The organism is Billgrantia aerodenitrificans (assembly GCF_021404405.1).
Lineage (GTDB): Bacteria > Pseudomonadota > Gammaproteobacteria > Pseudomonadales > Halomonadaceae > Halomonas > Halomonas aerodenitrificans.
The window spans coordinates 124,405-147,005 of the sequence record NZ_JABFTV010000003.1; the positions used below are offsets into that span (position 1 = coordinate 124,405).

Annotated in this window: 22 protein-coding genes; 13 read left to right on the top strand and 9 right to left on the bottom strand. The window is 65.6% G+C overall.

What is annotated here, in order from left to right; genetic code table 11:
* Positions 1-37: 37 nt before the first annotated feature.
* Entirely contained in the window at positions 38-520 is a 483-nt protein-coding gene (ubiT, locus tag HOP59_RS06745) for a ubiquinone anaerobic biosynthesis accessory factor UbiT (RefSeq protein ID WP_010626214.1), read from the bottom strand.
* Between the two features lie 224 nt (positions 521-744).
* Entirely contained in the window at positions 745-2,289 is a 1,545-nt protein-coding gene (norR, locus tag HOP59_RS06750; RefSeq protein WP_234253290.1) for a nitric oxide reductase transcriptional regulator NorR, read from the bottom strand.
* Between the two features lie 152 nt (positions 2,290-2,441).
* Here norR and ytfE point away from each other — a divergent pair, with 152 nt between their 5' ends.
* Positions 2,442-3,098, top strand: coding sequence for an iron-sulfur cluster repair protein YtfE (gene ytfE / locus HOP59_RS06755; protein ID WP_234253291.1), 657 nt, complete (start codon positions 2,442-2,444; stop codon positions 3,096-3,098).
* Between the two features lie 64 nt (positions 3,099-3,162).
* Here the strand turns inward: ytfE and hemN are convergent, their stop codons facing one another.
* A complete protein-coding gene (hemN, locus tag HOP59_RS06760) occupies positions 3,163-4,548 on the bottom strand; it encodes an oxygen-independent coproporphyrinogen III oxidase (protein WP_234253292.1) in 1,386 nt (461 codons plus the stop codon).
* Between the two features lie 76 nt (positions 4,549-4,624).
* Positions 4,625-5,848: an NnrS family protein gene (locus HOP59_RS06765; protein ID WP_267965876.1), complete on the bottom strand. Its 1,224-nt coding sequence runs from the start codon at positions 5,846-5,848 to the stop codon at positions 4,625-4,627.
* Between the two features lie 64 nt (positions 5,849-5,912).
* Here HOP59_RS06765 and HOP59_RS06770 point away from each other — a divergent pair, with 64 nt between their 5' ends.
* From HOP59_RS06770 to HOP59_RS06825, 12 genes are all read left to right on the top strand, one after another.
* Positions 5,913-6,335 (top strand): YbaN family protein, encoded by a 423-nt coding sequence (locus HOP59_RS06770; protein WP_010626208.1) that lies wholly within the window; start codon positions 5,913-5,915, stop codon positions 6,333-6,335.
* 39 nt (positions 6,336-6,374) lie between these two features.
* Positions 6,375-6,821 carry an Rrf2 family transcriptional regulator gene (locus tag HOP59_RS06775; protein ID WP_010626207.1) on the top strand — a complete coding sequence of 149 codons (447 nt, stop codon included), beginning with the start codon at positions 6,375-6,377 and terminating at the stop codon, positions 6,819-6,821.
* Between the two features lie 97 nt (positions 6,822-6,918).
* A complete protein-coding gene (locus HOP59_RS06780) occupies positions 6,919-7,230 on the top strand; it encodes a c-type cytochrome (protein WP_010626206.1) in 312 nt (103 codons plus the stop codon).
* Positions 7,231-7,542: 312 nt separating this feature from the next.
* Positions 7,543-9,684, top strand: coding sequence for a transcriptional regulator NosR (gene nosR / locus HOP59_RS06785; protein WP_234253294.1), 2,142 nt, complete (start codon positions 7,543-7,545; stop codon positions 9,682-9,684).
* Between the two features lie 3 nt (positions 9,685-9,687).
* Positions 9,688-11,583 carry a TAT-dependent nitrous-oxide reductase gene (gene nosZ, locus HOP59_RS06790; RefSeq protein WP_010626204.1) on the top strand — a complete coding sequence of 632 codons (1,896 nt, stop codon included), beginning with the start codon at positions 9,688-9,690 and terminating at the stop codon, positions 11,581-11,583.
* Positions 11,584-11,640: 57 nt separating this feature from the next.
* Positions 11,641-12,981, top strand: a complete 1,341-nt coding sequence (locus tag HOP59_RS06795; RefSeq protein ID WP_234253295.1) for a nitrous oxide reductase family maturation protein NosD — start codon at positions 11,641-11,643, stop codon at positions 12,979-12,981.
* Complete coding sequence (locus HOP59_RS06800) at positions 12,978-13,925, top strand: ABC transporter ATP-binding protein (RefSeq protein ID WP_010626202.1); 948 nt, start codon at positions 12,978-12,980, stop codon at positions 13,923-13,925. Before HOP59_RS06795 ends, HOP59_RS06800 begins: the two co-directional genes overlap by 4 nt.
* A complete protein-coding gene (locus HOP59_RS06805; RefSeq protein ID WP_010626201.1) occupies positions 13,922-14,746 on the top strand; it encodes an ABC transporter permease in 825 nt (274 codons plus the stop codon). The genes HOP59_RS06800 and HOP59_RS06805 overlap by 4 nt, the downstream gene beginning before the upstream one ends.
* 173 nt (positions 14,747-14,919) lie before the next feature.
* On the top strand, positions 14,920-15,516 hold the full coding sequence (locus tag HOP59_RS06810; RefSeq protein ID WP_010626200.1) for a nitrous oxide reductase accessory protein NosL: 597 nt from the start codon (positions 14,920-14,922) through the stop codon (positions 15,514-15,516).
* 31 nt (positions 15,517-15,547) lie between these two features.
* Positions 15,548-15,949 (top strand): c-type cytochrome, encoded by a 402-nt coding sequence (locus HOP59_RS06815; RefSeq protein ID WP_234253296.1) that lies wholly within the window; start codon positions 15,548-15,550, stop codon positions 15,947-15,949.
* 91 nt (positions 15,950-16,040) lie between these two features.
* The gene (locus HOP59_RS06820; protein ID WP_234253297.1) at positions 16,041-16,619 is read left to right on the top strand and encodes a hypothetical protein; all 579 of its coding nucleotides are present in this window, start codon (positions 16,041-16,043) and stop codon (positions 16,617-16,619) included.
* The gene (locus HOP59_RS06825; protein WP_010626197.1) at positions 16,619-16,981 is read left to right on the top strand and encodes a DUF6164 family protein; all 363 of its coding nucleotides are present in this window, start codon (positions 16,619-16,621) and stop codon (positions 16,979-16,981) included. The genes HOP59_RS06820 and HOP59_RS06825 overlap by 1 nt, the downstream gene beginning before the upstream one ends.
* A 125-nt stretch (positions 16,982-17,106) precedes the next feature.
* Here the strand turns inward: HOP59_RS06825 and HOP59_RS06830 are convergent, their stop codons facing one another.
* The 5 genes from HOP59_RS06830 to HOP59_RS06850 form a co-directional block, all read right to left on the bottom strand.
* On the bottom strand, positions 17,107-17,661 hold the full coding sequence (locus HOP59_RS06830) for a hypothetical protein (RefSeq protein WP_234253298.1): 555 nt from the start codon (positions 17,659-17,661) through the stop codon (positions 17,107-17,109).
* A 32-nt stretch (positions 17,662-17,693) separates the two neighbouring features.
* Entirely contained in the window at positions 17,694-18,050 is a 357-nt protein-coding gene (locus HOP59_RS06835) for a cupredoxin domain-containing protein (RefSeq protein ID WP_234253299.1), read from the bottom strand.
* A gap of 28 nt (positions 18,051-18,078) precedes the next feature.
* Entirely contained in the window at positions 18,079-19,782 is a 1,704-nt protein-coding gene (locus HOP59_RS06840; protein WP_202949051.1) for a NapC/NirT family cytochrome c, read from the bottom strand.
* 126 nt (positions 19,783-19,908) lie between these two features.
* Positions 19,909-21,531 carry a cytochrome D1 domain-containing protein gene (locus HOP59_RS06845; RefSeq protein ID WP_234253300.1) on the bottom strand — a complete coding sequence of 541 codons (1,623 nt, stop codon included), beginning with the start codon at positions 21,529-21,531 and terminating at the stop codon, positions 19,909-19,911.
* 281 nt (positions 21,532-21,812) lie between these two features.
* Positions 21,813-22,574, bottom strand: coding sequence for a Crp/Fnr family transcriptional regulator (locus HOP59_RS06850; protein ID WP_010626192.1), 762 nt, complete (start codon positions 22,572-22,574; stop codon positions 21,813-21,815).
* Positions 22,575-22,601: the final 27 nt, after the last annotated feature.

The window sequence follows — 22,601 nt, forward strand, 5'->3', positions numbered from 1 at the left end:
GCAGGAATCTCCAGTAAGGGTCAAAAATTCGAATCGTTCAACGTTCCTGGCGCGCCATGCGCTCGAAGCGCGCCAACCAATCGCCGAGCCGGCCCTGGGCCAACCCCTCCTCGCGGCTGTCGAGCAGGTTCTTGACCATCAGGCCGAGCTCGGTATCGCCCTCGATCACCAGGCGGCGCTGGAAGAACAGGGCGTCGGGATCCTCGCGCCGGGTAGCCAGGCACAGAAACTCGCGCCAGCCGCCGCGAATGGTGGCCTCGCCCATCTCCGGGCTGAGCCGGAAGCGCTCCGCTTCGAGGGTCAGCGTCAACGCTACGCCCAGGTCCTCGATGTGCAGCGAGATGCGCCGCCCGTCGAGCGCATCGAACTCGCCCTCGGCCAAAGGCTCGGCGAAGGTGCGGTTGAGCAGCGGCTCGATCAGCTGGCGCTTCAGGACAAGCGGCACGCGGGGGTCGATGGCGCGAATCAGGCGGGTCGGGGCGGGCGGACGTGGCAAGCGCGACAGAGAAAGAGGAAGCATAGCGACTCTCCGGTGGAGCGAACCCATGGATTCGGTGCGGCCAGGTGGCCATGAAACCGATCATCCTAAGCTCGACGACGCCTGCCCGTACTGATGTGCGTCAAGCCTGTGACACTGCCCCCAACCGGGGCCTTGGCTACCATATCTAGACAACCACTACCGATCAAGCACTATATATATGGCCTTCGTTAACGCTGCTTCTTGACTTTTAGACCTTCCGATAACTACTTGATCCCCAAGCGGCGGGCCAGCTTGTGCAAGTTGCTGGGGTCCACGGCGAGGCGGCGGGCGGCGTTCGCCCAGCTCCCGTCGCACGCCGTCAAGGCCTGGCGAATCGCCCGTCGCTGGGCGTCCTCGACCTGACGGCGTAGCGGTTCGACGCCGTGCGTTGCCAACTCCCGGATGTCGGATGCGCGGGAATCGGCTTTCAACGGTTCGTCCTTTGACGTTTTGCCGTGAGGCAGGTCGAGCCACTCCGGTTCCAGGGTGACGATGTCGTCGCGCCGGGCGCCGTGGCCCAGCGCCTTGATCGCCGCCCGGCTGATCACGTGCTCCAGCTCGCGCACGTTGCCCGGCCAGTGATAGCCCAGCAGCGCCGCCTCGGCCCTCGGCGCCAGGCGCAGGCTGCGCACACCGAGCCGGGCACGGTTGATCTCGAGGAAGTGCCCGGCCAGCACCAGCACGTCGCTACCACGCTCGCGCAGCGGTGGGATGGCCACCGGGTAGACCGACAGCCGATGGTAGAGATCGGCGCGGAACAGGCCGTCGCGCACGCCGTCGGCCAGCTGGCGGTTGGTGGCGGCGATGATGCGCACGTCGACCCGGCGCGGGGTGTCCTCGCCCAGCCGCTGCACCTCGCCGTTCTGCAGCGCACGCAGCAGCTTGGCCTGGATCGGCAGCGGCAGCTCGCCCACCTCGTCGAGGAACAGGGTGCCGCCGTCGGCAGCCTCGAAGCGCCCCGCCCGCTCCGCCGTGGCACCGGAGAAGGCCCCCTTGACGTGACCGAACAGCTCGCTCTCGGCCAGGGTTTCGGGTAGCGCCGCACAGTTGACCTGCACCAGCGGCTGCTCCCATCGCGGTGAGCGCTGGTGCAGGCGTCGGGCGAACAGCTCCTTGCCCACCCCGGTCTCGCCCATCAGCAGCACCGGCAGGTCCGCTTCCGCCACCACGTCGAGTTCGTGCAGCAGTCGCTGCAGTTCGGCGCTGTGGCCAAGAATCTCACCGCCCTCGCCCGGCTCGACATGGGCGATGCCGCCATGGCCCGCCATGCGCAGCGCGCGCACCTCCTGCTCCAGACGCGACACGCGCACTGCGGCCTCCACCAGCAGCGCGTAGCGTTCCAGCGCCGTGCGTGAGGCCTCGTCGAAGGTGCCCGCCACCAGGGCGTCCAGGGTCAGCACGCCCCACGGCTCACCCTCCACGTGCAGGCTGATGCCCATGCAGTCATGCACGTGCAGCGGCTCCCCCGGCTGCTGCTCGACCAGGCCGTCGTAGGGATCGGGCAGGCTGGAGTCCGGCGGGAACAGGGTCGAACGGCGGCTGGTGAGGATGGCGGCCAGACGCGGGTGACGCGCCACCTCGAAGCGCCGCCCCAGCGCCTCACGTACCAGCCCCTCCACCGCCACCGGCGCCAGGACGTCCTGCTGAAGCTGTAGCAGGCACACCGCACCGCAACGAAAGCTTTCGCGCAGCGTACGCACCAGGCGCTGCAGGCGCACGGCGCTGGGCAGATCGGCCGTCAGGTCGGCCAGCAGGGAATCGTCGAGCATGGTTAATAATACCTATCAGGGTAAATTTAACCCTATCACGGCAAGGTCATTTCAACCATGACCACTTCATATCATTGAAAGTAAAGCAGTAAAAAAACTGGCATGGCGCTTGCTCTGTACAGGATGACATCCCCGTTGCAGAGGAACTACACATGGACCTGCTCGAACAAACCGTTGGCCGTATCGCCCTGTCGCTGCCCGGTGCGACCCGCATCTTCCACACCCACAACATCGACTTCTGCTGCGGCGGGCGCATCAGCCTGCGCCAGGCCGCCGAGCGCGCCGGCCTGCACGTCGACAGGCTGGTCGCCGAACTCGAGGCACTGCCGGCCGTCAGCAGCGAGCAGCGCGACTGGCGCGAGGCCAGCAACGACGAGCTGATAGAGCACATCCTGACCCGCTACCACGACGTGCATCGTCAGCAGCTGCCCGAGCTGATCCGCATGGCGCGGCGAGTGGAGCAGGTCCACGGCGAGCGCGAAAGCTGCCCCAACGGGTTGGCAGACCTGCTGATGGACATCCATCAGGAGATGGAGAGCCACATGCAGAAGGAGGAACAGATTCTGTTTCCCATGCTGCGCAGCGGCATGGGCGCCCAGGCCCAGGGGCCGATCGCGGTGATGCGCCATGAGCACGACGACCACGGCGAGAACCTGGAGCAGGTGATGCTGCTCACCGAGGACATCACCCCACCCAAGGGCGCCTGCACCACCTGGCGCGCGCTCTACACCGGCCTGCGCGAGTTCCGCGAGGATCTGATGGAGCATATCCATTTGGAGAATAATCTGCTGTTCGAACGGGCCGTTTGAGGAAGCACAGCCGCCGAAACGCAAACGGCGCCCCGCGGGGCGCCGTTGTGTTTCGGTGGGCGTCTTAGACGGTGCGCGAGAAACGCCCTTCGTTGGGTTTGAGGTAGGCGTCGAAGGCCATGGCCATGTTGCGCATCATCAGGCGCCCGGCGGGTAGCACTTCGATGGCGTCATCATTAATGGCCAGCAGGCCGTCGGCCTGCATCTCCTCGAGCTGGTCCAGGGCATCGGCAAAATAGTCGCGGAAGGCGATGTCGTGGCACGCCTCGATGTTGGCGAAATCGATGCGCCCGTGGCACATCAGGGCGTTGATCACGTCGCGGCGCAGGCGGTCGTCGTCGTTGAGGCGATAGCCGCGCATCACCGGCAGCCGCCCCTCCTCGAGCCGCGCCTGATACTGGGCGGTCTCCTTGACGTTCTGGCTGTAGCTGTCGCCGACCTTGCCGATGGAGGTGATGCCCAGGCCGATCATGTCGCAGTCGGCATGGGTGGAGTAGCCCTGGAAGTTGCGCTGCAGGGTGCCGTTCTCCCTGGCCAGGGTCAGCTCGTCGTCGGGCAGAGCGAAGTGGTCCATGCCGATGTAGACGTAGCCGGCGGCGGTGAGGCGGCGAATGGTGAGCTCGAGCAGTTCCAGCTTGCGCTCCGGCGGCGGCATGTCCTCGGGGCGGATCAGGCGCTGGGCCTTGAACAGCTCGGGCAGGTGGGCGTAGCTGTAGCTGGCGATGCGGTCCGGGCGCAGGGCGATGATCTTGTCCAGCGTAGTGTCGAAGCTCGCCACCGTCTGCAGCGGCAGGCCGTAGATCAGGTCCACGCTGACCGACTGGAAGCCGGCCTCGCGGGCGGCGGCCACCAGCTCGACCACCTGCTCCTCGCTCTGCAGGCGGTTGACCGCCTTCTGCACGTCCGCGTCGAAGTCCTGCACGCCGAAGCTCAGCCGGTTGAAGCCGAGATCGTGCAGCTCATGGATCTGTGCCGGCGTGACCGTTCGCGGATCCACCTCCAGCGAGAACTCGCGCTCCTCCACCGGGGCGAAATGGAACGCCTCGTCGAGGGCCGCCATCAGCTCGCCGAGCTGGGCATTGCTCAGGTAGGTGGGCGTGCCGCCGCCCAGGTGCAACTGGGTCATGCGGCGGGTTTCGTCGAACAACGCCCCCTGCACACCGATCTCCTGCTTCAGCCAGTCCAGATACTCCGCCGCACGCTCGGTGTTGTGCGTGATGATCTTGTTGCAGGCGCAGTAGTAGCACAGGCTCTTGCAGAACGGGATGTGCACGTAGACCGACAACGGCTTGGGCGAGGCGACCCGATTGCTGCGCTCGGCGGCGGCGCGGTAGTCGTCCTCGGCGAAGGCCGCATGGAACTGCGGCGCCGTGGGATAGGAGGTGTAGCGGGGCCCGGGGCGGTCGTACTTCTCCACCAAGGGGCGATTGAACAACAGCTCGTCTTGCATGATCGACTTCGACCTCTTGAAACCCTGGCATGGTGCGCGCCATGCCCGATATCCGTGAGTATGACATTGGCACTTATCAGCGTCTCGACAGCTCGCCCCTCTCTTGTCCCGAGTCAAGTTTGCTCATGTCGCGCGGGGGCAATCGGCGAATCCACACCCACAGCCGCCAGGCCACCAGCAGCCAGCCCAGGCTCCAGGCCAGCGCCGAGGCCCACATCAGCAGCAGCCAGGCACTGCCGGCGTCGATGGCCCACAGGCGAAGGACCGCTGCCGTGGCGAACAACCCGGCCAGCGGCAGCAGCACTCGCTCCCGCTCCGGGCGGCCTTTGGCACGCAGAATCACGTGGCGCAGCATGATGCTGCTGGCCAGTGTGCCCAGCGCCCCTACGGTGAAGGCGTGCAACGCGGTGCTGGCATGCTGCGGCGCCCACCAGCTGCGCGCCAGCAGCACCAGGCCGATGGCCAGCCAGGCATAGCCCAGCATCAGCACCTGCAGATCCGGCCGCTCACGGCAGCCTAACGGCCGCCAGTGCCAGATGCGAGTCAGCACCAGCAGGCCCGCTGCCAGCACCAGCAAGGCCGCCAACGGGCGCAGCAGATCGAGCAGCATGACGAAGGGCGCCAACCCCAGCAGCACGATCAGCGCCGCCTCCAGGCGCGGCTGCACGCCTACCCCGGCCTGGCGAAACTCTCGTGCGAACTCTCGCGCGAAATAGCCATTGACGGCCGGAACGATGACGCGACCACCCATGAAGGTCATCAGCAGCACCAGCCACAGCACGCTCTGATGCATCAGCGGCGCTGTGGTCGGCATGTCGTCGAGATAGCGCCAGGTCAGGGTCACCACCGCCAGCAGGCTGATCATGCCCAGCAGCGGCGACAGCAGCCGGTTGCGCCACTTCTTGGCGGCGATGAAGCGTGGCACCAGCCCCCCGGCCACCCACAGCGCGAAGGCTGCGTCGGCCAGCGAGGCCACCACGGCGCCCGGCCAGGTCAGCACGCCCACTCGACCCAACAGCCAGAGCGTCACCAGCACGGCCAGCTGGCGGCGCGGCACCGGTCCCAACAGGTAGCCGGCGATCACCGCCAGGGCGAAGCCGAACAGCATCTCGCGCGCATGGGCTGCCGGGGTCGCCAGCTGTACCGCTGTCCAGCCGTGATAGAGCGCCAGCAGCGAGAGCGGTACCATCAGGGCGGCATGCAAGGCCGCCAAGGGGAACAGCCAACGCCAGGCCGGGAGCCGCAGCTCCCCCGCTTGAGGGTCCGGTGCGTACGTAGACTTGGCAAAGTTTTTAAACATGTATATAAAATACTACTTAGAATGAACGCGCGAGACTGCGCCTCGAAAATTTCGCGAGGGTGTGATGAGAGAAACCGTGCTACGCCTGGGCTGGCGAATGCTTGCCTACGGAGCCATCGCTTTGGGCACCGCCGGGCTGGTGGTGCCGCTGCTGCCGACCACCCCTTTTCTGCTGGTGGCCGCCTGGGCAGCGCCGAAGGGTTCGCCGCGCCTGGCGCGTTGGCTATGGCACCATCCGCGACTGGGCCCGCCACTGCATGCCTGGCGCGAGCAGCGGGCCATTGCCAGAAGGACGAAGCAACTCGCCATCGTTCTGCTTGCTTTCAGTTGGCTGGTACTATGGTTCGGCGGTGCACCCGGCTTGGTGCTGGGGACGACAGCAGCGATTTTCGGCTGTGTGGCCACCTTCATACTGACGCGACCCGATGCCACAGCCATGCCCAGCGCGAGCAAGCAACGAAGCAGTGTTATGATAAGAAGATGTTAGCGCACCTTAATTGACGCCCATCAAGACAGGCCGAACTTCATGCATCTGACCCGTTACACCGACTATGCGCTGCGCGTTCTGCTCTACCTCGCCGTCAAAGGGGAAGAGCGGGCCACCATCCACGAGATTGCAGAGAGTTTCGGCGTTTCGCGCAACCATCTGATGAAGGTGGTCCAGGATCTGAGTCATCGTGGCTACATCACCACCATCCGCGGCAAGAACGGCGGCCTGCTGCTCAGTCGGCCCCCCGAGGAGATCACCTTGGGACGACTGGTGCGCGATACCGAGCACGAGCTCGGCCTGGTGGAGTGTTTCCGCGATCATAACGAATGCATCATCACGCCGGCCTGCCGGCTCAAGCCCATTCTCAACGAGGCGATGGGCGCTTTCATGGAAGTCTTGGATCGTTACACCCTTGCCGACATGCTCGGCAGACGGCAGCCCCAGCTCGCGCGCTTAATGCAGATCCCGACAGGCGCCGCATAGATGTGCCAAAATCCGCTTTGGCTGTAAATCGAGGCCAGCCCTCGAGTGGAATTAAAAAGGACTGGCTTCACCGTGAATCAAGCATAAGGAGAAACCCATGAAGAAACTTACCGCCGCTCTGCTCGCCGGCTCTGCCGCCCTGGCCTTTGCCACCGTGGCCCAGGCCGAGCCCGATGGCGAGGCGATCTACAACCAGGCGTGCATGGCGTGCCACATGACCGGCGCCGCCGGCGCCCCGATCAAGGGCGATGCCGACGCCTGGGCCGAGCGCCTCGAGCAGGACATGGAAACCCTGTATGCCCACTCCATCGAGGGTATCGGCGCCATGCCGCCGAAGGGTGGACACGCCAACCTGAGCGACGAGGAAGTGAAGGCCGCCGTCGACTTCATGCTCGAGCCGGTGCTCTAACCACACCATCAAAGCTCAGGCGGACATTTCCGCCTGAGCGGCGGGGCGGCTGGCCGAGATTGCCATCACGCGCCCCGCCGCCCCTTCGCAATACTCTTCCAGACATCACCACACCTCACCGTAACCAAGCCTGCCTACTCCCTCGGGACTACCTCTTCAACCTCGTCCCCAGTCCCTCCCGCGCATGATCCACGTCAATTCGATGACGTTGGTCAACTGGCATGATGGACAACAACATAAGCAACATTTCAAATGCATGTTCCTGGCAAGTCCTTTTCCTGGCCTCGAACAAGCGCTTGATAAGGAATGCCCATGTCCATCCGGCGCTACCCGCTCCTCACCCTGATTCTTGCCTGTGTATTTGGATTGTCGATGCTGCTCGGCGCGTCCGCGCAAGCCTTTGAACTTTCCCAGGTGAAGGCGGGGTTCCCCAGCGCCACGAGACTGGCGGAAGTGGAGGGAGAGCATGCCGCCAAGGCGGTCTACGCCGGCGACACCCTGCTCGGCTACGCCTTCGAAACCGACGACATTGCGCCGATTCCGGCCTACTCCGGAAAACCGATCAACATGCTGGTGGGTATCGACCTGGAAGCCCGAATCGCTCAGGCCACCATTCTCGGCCACGAAGAGCCGATCATGCTGGTGGGCATTCCCGAGCAGCGCCTGATCGACTATGCCGATGCCCACGCGCCCCATCACGTCAACGCGCGGCTACGCGTGGGCGAGAACCTGGATGCCATCTCCGGTGCCACGGTCACCGTGATCGTGCTCACAGAGACCGTCATGCGCTCCGCCCGCCGGGTCGCCGCCGAGCAGGGCCTGATCGACGACCCGCTGGCCACACCGCCGGCCGAAGTACGCTACGAGGTGTTCGAGCCGGCCGACTGGGAAACCCTGGTAGGCGACGGCACCATTCGCCGTCTGCACCTGACCCACGGCGAGATCGACGAGGCCTTCGTCGGCACCGCCGCCGAAGGCTACGCCAGCGGTCAGGCGGCCGAGAACACCTTCATCGATCTCTACGTCACCTATCTCAATGCGCCGACCGCCGGCCGCAATCTGCTCGGCGACATCGTCTACGAGCAGTTGATGGAGCGACTCGACGAGGGCGAGCATGCCATTGGGGTCATGGCCAGTGGCGACTACTCCTTCAAGGGCTCCGGCTATGTGCGCGGCGGCATCTTCGACCGTATCGAGGCCTCTCAGGGCAACACCAACATCGCCTTCCAGGACAGCGACCACCGCCGCATCGTGCGCCTCGGCATCGACGGGGCACCGCGGCTGACCGAGCGCGACATCTTCATCATCCGCAACGAGGCCGAGTTCGACCCGGGCGAGCCCTGGGAGCTGGGTCTGCTGGTGCGCCGGGCCGCCGGGCCGCTGGAGACCGAGTTCGTACGCTTCAACGCCCACTACAGCATCCCCGAGCGCTTCATCGAGCGCTTCGAAGCACCAGTGGAAGAAGCGCTGTGGGTCCAGGTGTGGCGCGACCGCACCTTCCAGATCGCCGTGCTCGGCGCCGGCCTGACCGTACTGACGGCGATCATGCTGTTCCAAGACGTGCTGGTGCGCTATCCCAGGGTATTCAACCCGCTGCGGGTCGGCTTCCTGGTCTACACCGTGGTGTTCATCGGCTGGTATTCCCTGGCCCAGCTCTCGGTGGTCAACATCCTGACCTTCGTTCACTCGCTGATGGGCGGCTTCAGCTGGGAGTCGTTCCTCATCGACCCGATGATGTTCATTCTCTGGTCGTTCGTCGCCGTCACGCTGCTGATGTGGGGCCGCGGCGTATTCTGCGGCTGGCTGTGCCCCTTCGGCGCCATGCAGGAGTTGATCAACAAGGTCGCGCGCAAGCTCCGGGTGCCTCAGTTCGAAGTGCCCTTCGCCCTGCACGAGCGGCTGTGGGCGATCAAGTACATCATTCTGCTGGCGCTGTTCGCGGTCTCGCTGCACTCGCTGGGCCAGGCCGAACGCTACGCCGAGGTAGAGCCGTTCAAGACCGCCGTGACCATGCGCTTCCAGCGCGAGTGGGCCTTCCTGGCCTATGCCCTTGGCCTGCTCGCCATCTCGGCCTTCACCCACAAGGCCTACTGCCGCTACATCTGCCCGCTGGGCGCGGGGCTCGCCATTCCCGCCCGCCTGCGCCTGTTCGACTGGCTCAAGCGCCATCGCGGCAACTGCGGCACCCCCTGTCAGATCTGTGCCAACGAGTGCGAAGTGGCCGCCATCCATCCCGACGGCCGCATCAACGCCAACGAGTGCCACTACTGCCTGGACTGCCAGGTGACCTACCACGACGACCGGCGCTGTCCGCCAATGATCAAGCGCCGCAAGCGCTACGAGAAGGCCGCTCGCGGCTCCTCGAAGGGCGGTGCCGTGGAAACCTATCCGGCCGATGCTGCGCAGGGCAGCCAGGCCAAACTGCAGCGCATTCCCACTCTTCAGGAGGAGTGAACCATGAGCGACAATAACGACCACATCAAGGACCTCAGCCGCCGCAACTTCCTGCGCAACAGCGCAGTGACCGGCGTGGCCGGGGCCAGCCTGGCCGGCGGTTTCGGCGCCGGTGCCCTGGTGCGCAGCCGCCCCGCCGAGGCGGCGACCAACAACGAGCACCACGTGGAGCCGGGCGAGCTGGACGAGTACTACGGCTTCTGGAGCGGTGGCCACTCCGGTGAGGTGCGCATCCTCGGCGTGCCCTCCATGCGCGAACTGCTGCGCATCCCGGTGTTCAACGTCGACAGCGCCACCGGCTGGGGCATCACCAATGAGTCCAAGCGTGTGCTGGGCCCCAACGCCCCGCTCAACGGCGACACCCATCACCCCAAGGTAAGCTACACCGACGCCCGCTACGACGGTCGTTACTGCTTCATCAACGACAAGCTGAACACCCGGGTGGCGCGGATTCGCCTGGACATCATGCGTGCCGACAAGATCCTCACCATCCCCAACGTGCAGTCGATCCACGGCCTCACCCTGCAGCGCGTGCCGAGTACCGAGCGGGTCTTCGCGGCGGGTGAGATGATCGTGCCGCTGAACAACAACGGCGAGTACCTGGACGATCCGTCCGAATACTGGACCATGATGACTTGCATCGACGCCGAGACCATGGAGTTCAAGTGGCAGGCGATCGTCGATGGTAACCTGGACAACTGCGACACCGACTACAGCGGCCGCTTCGTCGCCGCCTCCTGCTACAACTCGGCCCGCGGCATGACCCTGCCGGAAATGATGGGCCCGGAGCGCGACTGGACGGTGATATTCGACGTGCCGGCCATCGAGCGTGCCGTTGCCGCGGGCGAATACACCACCATCGGCGACTCCCCGGTACCGGTGGTCGACGCCCGTGAGCAGGCCCACCAAGGCCGCAACGCCTTTGCCCTCTATGTGCCGACCCCGCGCAGCCCGCACGGCGTCAACACCGCGCCGCCGGAAGGCAAGTACTGCGTGGTCAGCGGCAAGCTGTCGCCGACCTGCACCGTGATCGAGTGGTCCCGCGTGGCCGAGTGGTTCGACGGTGGCCTGTCCGACCCGCGCGACGTCGTGGTGGCCGAGCCGGAAGTGGGCCTGGGGCCGCTGCACACCACCTACGACAACCGCGGCAACGCCTACACCTCGCTGTTCCTCGACAGCCAGGTGGTGAAGTGGAACATCGAGGACTCCATTCGCGCCTACAACGGCGAGGAGGTGAACTACATCCGCGACCGCATCGACGTGCACTACAACATCGGCCACATCAAGGCCTCGCTGGCCTGTAGCCGTGACGTCGACGGCAAGTACCTCACCGCGCTGTGCAAGTTCTCCAAGGACCGCTTCCTGCCGGTGGGTCCGATGCATGCCGAGAACGATCAACTGATCGACATCAGCGGCGAGCAGATGAAGCTGATCCACGACGGCCCGACCTACGCCGAGCCCCACGATGCGCTGATGATCCGTGCCGACCAGCTCAACCCGTCGCAGGTCTATACCCGCGACGACCCCTACTTCGCCGAGACCGTGGCCATGGCCCAGGCCGATGGCGTGACCCTGGAACGCGACAACAAGGTCATTCGCGACGGCAACAAGGTGCGCGTCTACATGACCTCGGTGGCGCCGAGCTTCGGCACCACCGAGTTCCGCGTGAAGCAGGGCGACGAGGTCACCATCGTGGTCACCAACATGGACACCATCGAGGACGTCAGCCACGGCTTCGCCCTGGTCAACCACGGCATCAACTTCGAGATCCATCCGCAGCAGACCTCATCGGTGACCTTCGTTGCCGACAAACCCGGGGTCCACTGGTACTACTGCAGCTGGTTCTGCCACGCCCTGCACATGGAGATGTCAGGTCGCATGCTCGTAGAACCCGCATGACGATGTAACCCGGCCGGCCCCGCGGGGCCGGCCACTGTCCTACTCGAGGTGACCGTAGTGAAACGTCTCTTTTCTTTCCTGGGTGGCTGCGGCCTGCTGCTGACGGCGACCTTCGCCTTCGGCGAGCTGCGCATCGCGCCCGGCGACGGTCCACTCCAGACGCATATCGATGCCGCCGCCCCCGGCAGCGAGTTGATCCTCACTGAAGGGCTGCACATCGGCAGCATTCTGATCGACAAGCCGCTGACCCTGCGCGGCGAGCCCGGCGCCATTCTCGACGGCGAGGGCAACGGCGACGTGATTCGCATTAGCGCCCCGGACGTGCGCATCGAGGGCCTGACCCTGCGCAACTCCGGCTTCAATCTGACCGACATGAACGCTGGTATCCATGTCGAGCGCGAGGCCCACCGCATCCATATCGAGAACAACGTGCTGGAGAACGTGGCCTTCGGTCTGTGGCTGTGGCACCTGGAAACACCCAGCGTGATCGGCAACCGCATCGCCGGCAATACCGGCGTGCGCTCCCAGGACCGTGGCGACGCTATCCGCCTCTATAACATCAGCGGCGGCACCATCGCCGACAACGACGTACGCGACAGCCGCGATGCGATTTACGTCGATACCAGCCGCGACCTGACCTTTCGCAACAACCGCCTGCGCGACTCGCGCTTCGGCATTCATTACATGTTCACCCACGGCGGCAAGATCGTGGGCAACCATACCAGCGGCACCCGCGCCGGATACGCGCTGATGATGTCCCGCGATCTGGAAGTGGTTAACAACCGCTCCGAGCGCGACATGAACTACGGCATCCTGATGAACTACGTCAACTACAGCACCATCGCCGGCAACGACATTCGCGGCATCACCGCCTGGCACGGGCCCGGCGGCAGCGAGCACGGCGTCACGCTCGGCGCCGAGGGCAAGGCGCTGTTCATCTACAACTCCCAGCACAACGAGATTCGCGGCAACCGCCTGGCCGACAGCGAGATGGGCATCCACCTGACGGCAGGCTCCGAGAACAACCGCCTCTACGACAACGCCTTCATCAACAACCGTCAGCAGGTGATGTACGTGGCCACCCGCCATCAGGAATGGTCCCGGGACGGCCGCGGCAACTACTGGAGCGACTACCTGGGCTGGGACCTGGACGGCAACGGCGTCGGCGATACGCCCTACGAGCCCAACGACGCCGTCGACCGCCTGCTGTGGCGCCACCCCGAGGCGCGCCTGCTGCTGCACAGCCCCGCCGTGGTCGCCCTGCGCTGGGTGCAGCGCCAGTTCCCCATCTTCCGCGCCCAGGGCGTGCGCGACAGCGCACCATTGATGCACGCCCCTAGCCCTGGGGAAGCCCTTAGCCTTGGGGAAGCTCTTAGCCTTGGAGAAGCCCACTCATGAATCCGGTAATCGAATGCCACGGGCTGACCAAGCGCCATGGCGACCTCACCCGCCTCGAGGCCCTCGATCTCACGGTCAAGGAGGGCGAGGTACTCGCCCTGCTAGGCCACAACGGCGCCGGCAAGACCACCACCATGAAGCTGATCCTGGGCCTGATCTCGCCCAGCGCAGGCTCGCTCGAAGTGCTCGGCGGCGCCCCCGACGGCCCCCACGCCGAGACGCTGCGTCGCCATCTGGGTTACTTGCCCGAAAACGTCAGCTTCTACGAACAGCTCACCGGTCGCGAGGTACTCGACTATTTCGCCCGCCTGAAGCGCATCGATCGTCGGCAGGTTGATGAGCTGCTCGAGAAGGTCGGCCTGGGCCATGCGGCCAAGCGTCGGGTCAAGACCTACTCCAAAGGCATGCGCCAGCGCCTGGGCTTGGCTCAGGCACTGCTCGGCGAGCCGCGCCTGCTGCTGCTCGACGAGCCCACCACCGGGCTCGACCCTGCCGCCACCCGGGATTTCTACGAAACCGTGCGCGAACTGCGCGAGCGCGGCTGCACAGTGCTGCTCTCCTCACACGTGCTGCCTGGGGTGGAGCCCTACATCGACCGCGCGCTGATCCTCGGCGCCGGCCGGCGCCTGGCGCTGGGCAGCCTCGAGGAGCTGCGCCGCGAAGCCTCGCTGCCGTTGACCATTCGCGCCAAGGGCCGCTGGCCCGGGGTCGACTGGACCGCCGGCTGGGACGACAGCCGCATCGCCCCGCGCTACCTCAACGGCTCGGCGCTGGAGCTCGGCGTTCACCCCTCGGCCAAAATGAGCGCCCTGCGCCGGCTGACCGGCACGCCGGGGGTCGAGGACATCGACGTGCTGCCGCCGACGCTGGAGCACCTGTACGCCCACTTCTCGGCGCCCGTCGCCGCAGCTTCGTCCACCCCTGACCAGCGAGGCACACCATGAACACCACCCTGATCGTCGCCCGCAAGGAGTTCCAGGACGGCCTGCGCAATCGCTGGGTGCTGGCCATCGCCCTGATCCTGGCCGCACTCGCCGTCGGCATCGCCTGGTTCGGCGCCGCCGCCAGCGGCGGCATGGGCTTCACGTCGCTTGCCACCACGGTGGTCAGCCTGTCGACCCTGGCGGTGTTCCTGATTCCACTGATCGCCCTGCTGCTGGCCTACGACGCCGTGGTCGGCGAGCAGGAGTCGGGCACCCTGCTGCTGCTGCTCACCTACCCGCTCAGTCGCACCTCGCTGCTGCTGGGCAAGTTCCTCGGCCACGGCCTGATCCTGGGCGCCGCCACGGCGCTGGGCTTCGGCATTGCCGGGGTGGTGATCGCCTTCGCCGCCGACGGCGTGGCGCTCGGCGATCTGGTCGCCAGCCTCAGCCTGCTGATCCTCAGCAGCGTGCTGCTGGGCTGGGTATTCATCGCCTTCGCCTACCTGATCAGCGTGTGGGTGACCGAAAAGGCGCGCGCCGCCGGGCTGGCACTGGGCGTGTGGTTCCTGTTCGTGCTGGTGTTCGATCTCGGCCTGCTGGCACTGCTGGTGAGCGTGCAGAGCGGCGGCGACTGGCTGCCGTGGCTGCTGCTGCTCAATCCCACCGACGGTTTCCGCCTGATCAACATGGTCGGCTTCGAGTCCGCCCAGGCCTACACCGGGGTGACCGCCATCGCCCAGAACACCGCCTTCCATGCCGGCTGGCTGCTGCTGATCCTGGTCGGCTGGATCGTGGCTCCGCTGGGACTGGCCATATTGCGCTTCCGCCATCATTCCGCCTGACTCGACCGGCCCTGACCCGGCTGTGTCTGAAAAGTCGTCGAGCGAAGGTCAGACAAGGCAAAAAACAGCGAAAAGACGGAGTTTACGGGGTGTAAATGAGTACTTTGAGCTGATTTTTAACGCCGTATGGCCAAGCGCAGACAGTTTTCAGACATAGCCTTCGGAGAACGACCATGACACGCACTACCCTTACCGCCCTGGTTCTTGCCGTATTGCTGGCGGGCTGCAGCGGCAGTGAAGACAAGCCCCTCGCCGCGGCCCAGCCGATCACCGACGGCGACAGCTGCCACGTTTGCGGCATGCTGATCGCAGAATTGCCGGGCCCCAAGGGCCAGGCCTATCTGAATCGCGACGAGGCGGTACGCAAGTTCTGCTCCACCACCGATATGTTCGCCTTCCTGCTGCAGCCGGAGAACGAGAACCGCCTGAGCCATGCATGGGTCCACGACGTGGCCGTGACCCCCTGGAGCCGGCCGGCCGACGACGCCTTCATCCTGGCCAGCGAAGCCTGGTACGTGGCGGGCCACGACCAGCGTGGCGCCATGGGCCATACGCTGGCATCCTTCAGGGAGCGCCATCATGCCGAGGCCTTCAGCGAGACCCATGGCGGCGAGGTGCTCGCCTTCGGCGACATCGACCTGGAGCTGCTGACCGAGCTCGCGCGGGCGGATGCCAGCATGCAGCACCACGGCGGCATGCCCGGTCACGAAGGCCATGGCAACGAAGTGAATGACCACGCCGGTCACGGTGGCGCCATGCACGGCCACTGATACGTACCCACTGCAGGGGAGGGTCCAGCCCATGGTCATGAAGCTCGCCTCGCGTGCCATCGCCATGCTGCTGATATCGCTGAGCCAGGCCGTCTGGTCCAGCGATACCTCCTCTCCGGCGCTGGTCGGCGACGCGCAGCGCGGCGCCGACATGGCCAAGCTGTGCACCAGCTGTCATGGCTATCAAGGGCGCAGTGTGACTTCCCGCTACCCGAGCATCGCCGGCATGGACGAAGCGCGTTTCATCGCCGGCATGCAGTCGCTGCGGGCCGGCGAGCGCGGCCACCTGATGGCCAGCATGACCCGCGGTCTCAGCGATCAGGACATCGCCGACCTGGCGGCCTACTACTCACGGCTTGCCCCCCAGGCACAGCTTGAGCCCCATACGCAGCAGGAGCCGCGCACTGAGGGCGCCGACGCAAGCGTGCCGTGAAGCCACTCCTCGCCGTAACCGATACCTGACGGGGTCGGCGCGGCGCGCTGCGAGTGCTACCATCCCAGGCCTGTCGATCAGGAACCCGAACATGACCCGATCCCTTCGGCCACACGCCGCACGTCGGCTGCTCGCCGGCCTGGCGCCTGCGGCCCTGCTGGCGGCCTTTCCCTTTGCCAGCGTGGCGCTGGCCACCAACTACAACGTGAGCGACGTCGAAGCCCACGGCCACTGGCACTCACTGGCCCTGTCGCTGGGCGAGGAGCGCCACTTCCGCGCCCTGGAGCAGCACAGCTACAGCGACTCAATTCTTAGCGTGAACTACACCCCCGGTGTATGCGACCTGCCGTGGCTGGAAGTGCGCGTCGAACTCGAGGAGCTCCAGTCGGAGAGCCGCGTGGCCAACCTGGTGCCCGGCGACCTGCGGGTCGACTATGCCACCATCCACAGCGGCGCCGCGGAATTCATCACCCAGCGCGGCGACCGCGGCTTCTACGTCAACTTCTATCTCGATGAGCTGGATCTGCTGCTCGACGAGATGCGCGACGGCGAGACCCTGCGCCTGCGCTTCGATCGCGGCGACGAGGACTACTGGTTCATGAGCTTCGACTTGACGGGTGCCGACGAGGCCATCGCCCGCGCCGAGCAACTGTGCAAGGCGGCCGGCTGATGGCAACGCTGCTGTTCCGGCTGGCCAACGTCTCCGAGGAAGAGGCCTGGGAGGTGCGCCGCCTGCTCGACGAGCACGGCTTCGATACCTACGAGACCCACGCCGGCTTCTGGCGCCTGGGGGTCGACGCCATCTGGCTGCGCGACGACACCCAACTGGAAGCGGCGCGGGAAGCGCTCGCCCGCTACCAGGCCGAGCGTCAGGAGCGGGTGCGGCAGGAACATGCCAAGCAGGTCGAGCGCGGCCAGGCGCCCACGTTGTGGCAGCGCCTGCGCCATCATCCCTTGCAGGTATTGCTGGTGGTGTGCGCCGTGGCAGCGATACTGGCGCTGACTTTAGTACCCTTCCTGGGCCTCATCTAGGCACTGCCTGAAAACTGCCTGCGCTTGGCCATACGGCGTTAAAAATCAGCTCGTGCACGAGTCCGAGCAAAGTACTCGACTGCCGCCGCCCGCGGGCGGCGGCTTGCCTTTGGCGGCTGGTGGTGTCAGCGCAGCAGCCGGGTATCCAGGTACTCCACCGTCAGATAGTCGTCGAAGGTCCACAGGCGCACGAAGCGGCTACGCTCCTGGCGCTCGCTCTCGCTGCCACCCCAGATCGTCAGGTCATTCGGAGCCACCGGCATGCCCTCCTTGAGCTGCTCGAACCACCACTCGGTCATCTCCTCGCCCCAAGGTTGGCCGTACTGCGAGACCAACTGATCCTTCACGGCCGCGTGATCCGCCACGTCGGGGTAAAAGGCCACCACCAGGGCCAGCCGGTCGCTGCCGGCCGGAAAGACGTAGCGCAGATCGGTCACCGGCTCGCCCTCCACCTGCAGCTCGCCGTCGATGAGTCGATCGTTGTCTTCGGTTTCACGTATTTCGATGTCCGTCACGCCGTCCTGCTCGAGCCGCTCCAGCACCGCTTCGGACGACATACCGAACTCGGCGCTGCGGTAGCCCGTGATCTCTTCAGCCGCGGTGGCGACACTCGCTACGATCAGCGCCAGCGCCGTGAACAACCCACCCGTCAGCGCCACCAGCTTCGTGGTCATCGCCATGCGTCCTCCCCTTGGGCTTGAACAGCCATCGTCTAATCGTCTTGTTCGGCCGCCACGACATGGATCACGCCGACCATGCCCCGGTTGTGATGGGGCTGGCAGTAGTACTCGTAGGTGCCCTCTTCATCGAAGGTACGCTCCCAGCTCTCCTCGGGGAAGAGACGGCCGGAGGCGATCTCCTCGTCGGGGAAATAGATGTCGTGGTTGGAGCGGCGCTCGGCGTTGACCCAGCGCACCGTGGTGCCGACGCTGACCTCCAGTTCATCCGGCTGGAAGCGGTTGTTGACCATCTCGATCTCGACCACATCGCCGCCGGCCTGGGCCGCCCCGCCGATCAGCAGGGCGCCCAGCAGGCCAAGGGTGGTCAGAAACCGCTCGTGCATGTTCATTGCGCACTCCTCCTCGGATCCGGACGCATCACCGTGTGATGCGCGTGGCGTTGATCTCCACCATGTCTTCCTCGAAGTCGCCGGGAATCTCGGCGTCGAAGGCCAGACCGTACTGCCAGGAGACGTGGTGGAAGCGCGAGGCGGCATAGTCATCGTGCAGCGCCACGTTGAAGCTGTACTTGCGGTCGGTGGCGAGCGGCTTGTCGCCCTCCACGCCGGTACGCAGGGCCCGGGTCAGATAGGCGGTCCATACGCCGTTCTCCTCCGTCGCCGTCATGACCACCGCTTCGCTCTCGGAAAGATGTCGCTGCTCGAGGATATAGCCGCTCTCGGTGAGCTCGGCACCGCTCTTGTAGCGCGCGATATCGAGATAGACACCACCGCCCAGCAGCTCGGCGATCTCCGCCTCGTCCTTGAGCTTGTCCCAGCCACCCCGCGCGGCGCCGCGGCGGCCGCGGATCTCGATCTCGCTGCGACTCTCGCTGAGGTACTTCGTCACGCCGTTGAGCATGTCGAGGCGCTCGGCCAGCTCGCTCTGAGCCAGGGCTTCCGCCTCCGGCGCATCGGGCATGTAGGTGGAGTCGTGGTGACAGCTGGCCCAGCAGCCGCCGCGGTCGGCCATGTCGACCCGCTCGTCGGCAAAGCTGACGGTGAGCTTCATGGGGTTGTCCGGATCCATGCGGCCGCCGTCGACGAAGGGCAGCGGCGCGTGCTCGCCGGCTTCCCACTGGAAGCGCATGAACAGGTAGTCATCGTCGAAGGAGGCCTGCACGGTCATCGGGATGTGGCCACGCTTGTCGCCCAGGTCATAGGTCTCGATCTTCTCGGCGCTGGTGGCCAGCGCTCCGATCTGCGCCTCTTCGCCCGCATGGCACCACACGCAGCGGTCGCCGAAGCTGAAGGCGCGTCCGCCTCCGTGAGAGCTGCCGTCCTGGATCCACTCGATCGAGGCCTGGCCGGGCAGGAACAGAGTCAGGTCCAGCGCCGGCACGTCGCTCCAGTCCAGGGTCGCGGCGATGTCGCCTTCGGCCGCCACGGCTTCGCCCAGCTCCTCGGCTTCCAGCGGCAGGGCCGGCTCGCCGCGCTCCGGCAGATCGGTGACGGGCTCGTCGTGCTCGAAACGGGCTGCCCACACCGGCGACTCGTCCCAGTCTTCGGGCAGCTCGTGGGCGATGCCCTGATGGCACTCGATGCAGGTCTGGCCCTGCTCGAATCCACGCGCGTGCTCGCGGGCGGCGCGCGGCGCCTGCTGCTCGAGGTCCATGGCCGACCAGTCGTGGCAGTTGCGACACTCACGCGAGTCGGTGCGCAGCATCGAACGCCAGACGTTTTCCGCCAGGTGCAGACGCTTCTCCTCGAATTTCTCCTTGGTGTTGATGGTACCCAGCATCCAGTGCCACACCTCGCGGCTGGCCTCGATCTTGCGCACCATCTTGGGCCCCCAGGAGTCAGGCACATGACAGTCCGAGCAGGTGGCCCCGACGCCGGTGGCGTTCTGGTAGTGGGGCCGGTCCAGGTACTCCTCGTGCACCCAACTCATCTCGTGGCACGCCGTGCTGCAGAACTTCATGCTGTTGGTGGCTTCCATCACGGTGTTGAAACCGCCCCAGAACAGGATGCCGGCAACGAAGAACACCACGGCGGCACCCAACGATGCCCCCATGATGGTGATCCTGCGCCAGTTTCGTAGACGCTCCCCCATGATCTCGCTCTCCCCAGAATGTCGTGCCACGAGTCTTGCTTGTTGCTTTTGCCTGCCTCCCGGTGGTGCCTGGGCTGTCGGCTTCTTCTGCAGGCGCTCCGCACGAAGCGACTGAAGAAGAAGCCGGAGCGCCGCGGGGCGCTCCGGCCGGCGGGCTTAGCCGCGCTCGTACTTCTTCAGACGGTTGTAGACGTTGAACTTGCCGGTCGGCGTGTTCAGGTTCTCGATGACTTCCTTGACCTCCAGGGTCGCGTCGTCGAAGACCACGATGGCGCCATCGTCCTGGTGGCCACGGCCGCGGGCCCAGATGGAGACCCACACCTCGGTGCCGGACTGGTCGTACTCCATGTGCACGGCCACCGCGTCATGCTCGGCGGGACGATCGGCAACGTGGATCGGAGTCAGCTCGCGGGTCTCCTTGTCCATGACCATGATCCACTGGTTGACGTCGGCCTCCGGGTGCATGGCCTGATCGATCCAGACGTGGGGCGAGTTCGGATGGCTGCGCAGGAACAGGCCCGGGCCGTCGGTCTCGACGGTGCCGCAGATCTCCCAGGCATGCTCCGGATGGCCCTCGGGATCGGTGCCCCAGAAGGTCACCAGGCCCTCTCCCAGGTGGGTGGTACCGGCCACCGGGCCGCACTCCGGATCGATCCAGTTGGCACCCGGGCCCGGGTGGGGGATCTGCCCGGTGTTGAGCAGGCCGACGAGCTTGCGCTCCACGGTGTCGACGAAGGCCATCTTGTGGCTGAAGTTCGCCGCGATCATGAAGTAGCGGCCGGTGGAGTCGAAGAAGCCGTCGTGCAGATATTCGGCAGACGCAATGTGGTCGATGCGCAGATTGTCGATATCGCTGTAGTCGACCTGCCAGACCTGTCCGGTCTCCTTGACGTTGACCAGGAAGGAGGGCGCATGAGGCGTATCGTAGAGCGCCGCCACGCGGGCTTCGTGGACGTAGTTGCCCTCGGTGTCGTAGCCACGGGTGGAGACGACCTTGAGCGGCTCCATGGTCTCGGCGTCGGCGATCACGAAGTGCGGGGGCCAGTAACCGCCGCCGATGACGTACTTGTCCGCCCACTCGCCGTAGTGAGACACCGCCACGTCGCGGGCGTCGATGCCGATGAACACCTCGGCGGTCGCCTGGGGCGGGTCCATCCACAGGTCGATCTTGGTCAGACGACCGTCACGGCCCTGGACGTACCAGAAGCGGCCGTCGGAGCTCGACTTGGCCACGTGCACGGCATAGCCGGTCTCGGCCTCGGTGATGAGCTCCTTGGTGTCGCCGTCGATGATGCCCATGGCGCCACGGTCACGCAGGATGGTGACCATGAAGTTTTCCCAATTGCGGTCGTGCTGGGGCGAGTCCGGCCACTCTTCCTGGGGCACCAGGATGCGCCAGGTCTCGCGGATGTCGGCCAGCGACATCTCAGGCGGCTCTTCCGGGGTCTGCTGGATGTACTTCGAGATCAGGGTGATCTCCTCTTCATCCAGGATGCCGTCGAAGTTGTTCATGCCGCCTTCGGTACCCAGCGCGATGATGCTCTCCAGGCGGCGCTGGCCCATCTCCTGAGTGTTTTCGGGCAGCAGGTTGGGGCCGGTGGCGCCCTTGCGCAGGGTGCCGTGGCAGCCGGCGCAGCGCTGGAAGTAGATGGCGCTGGCGCGCTCCATTTCCTCGGCCGTCATTTCCGGGGCCGCGGCCTGGGCAGTACCCATCCCCATCATCGCGGCCAATGGAAAGCTCAGGGCAAAGATCCCCTTGGTCAATGCTCGCTTGTGCATATCGTGCCTCGCTTGGTTTCCCCTTCGGGTAGTGGCTGGCGGGTGCCCGGCATGACCTTTTCTTCTCAACCGCTCGGCGACCATGCGCTTCAGCCACCCCCCACCTGCCGCCATTAGTAGCAGCTTTGACTTTTGGCTCACTTGACCACTGTCAATTGATGCATTCTGGAGTTGACTTATGTCAGAAGAGGGGCGAAATAACCGGCGGCAGGCAAGCACCGGTCCGCTGGGCAGACCGGTGCGCAGGGTATGCATGAGGGCGGCATGGGCAGGGATGAGCGTCAGCGACAGGGGCGCATCGCCGCGGTTCGCTGCTCCGGCACCACACTGGGCAGCGGCGAAAGCAGCTCCTCTTCTTCGGTATTGGCGAAGCGGCGCAGAGCAGCGATGTCCTCGACGTGCACACAGTTGCGCTCGCAGCTCACCCCGACCTCCTTGAGCCGGGCCATGGCCCGCGAGAAGCTCTCCGGCTTCATGCCGAGCCGGCCGGCGATGAGCAGCTTGTCGCAGGGCAGGCAGACGGTGGCCCGGTTGGTTTCGCAGGGGCACAGAGCAACGATGAAGGCCGCCAGGCGCTGGTAGGTCGGCTGGTTGGTCAGCTGGTCGAGCTGACGCACCAGATAGCGCAGCATGCCCGTCAGGTTAGCGAGCAGGTTGAGCGTCAGGCCGTGGTTGCGCTCCAGGGTGGTGAGAAAGTGATCGGCGGTGAACACCAGCAGGCGGGCATCCTCGGCGACGGCGGCGTTGACCGGGAACCCCAGGCGATCGAACATCGCCGCCTCGGCAAAGGACTCGCCGCGGGTGAACAGTCCCACCATGCACTCGTTGCCGTCCGAACTCTCGCGGAACAGCTTCACCCAGCCGCTCAGCACCACGTAGAAGCGGTCCGCCGGCTCGCCGGCGCTGAACAGCAGCGTGCCGCGACGATAGCTGCGCTCCAGGGCGCCGTCGGTGAGCAGTGCCAGGGTCTCGTCACCGAGCCCCGAGAACAGCGGTACCTGCCTGACGGCCTGCAGGGCCTCACGACTCAGCGGTGATTTCATCGGTTTCTCCTTCATCATGGCAGCTCC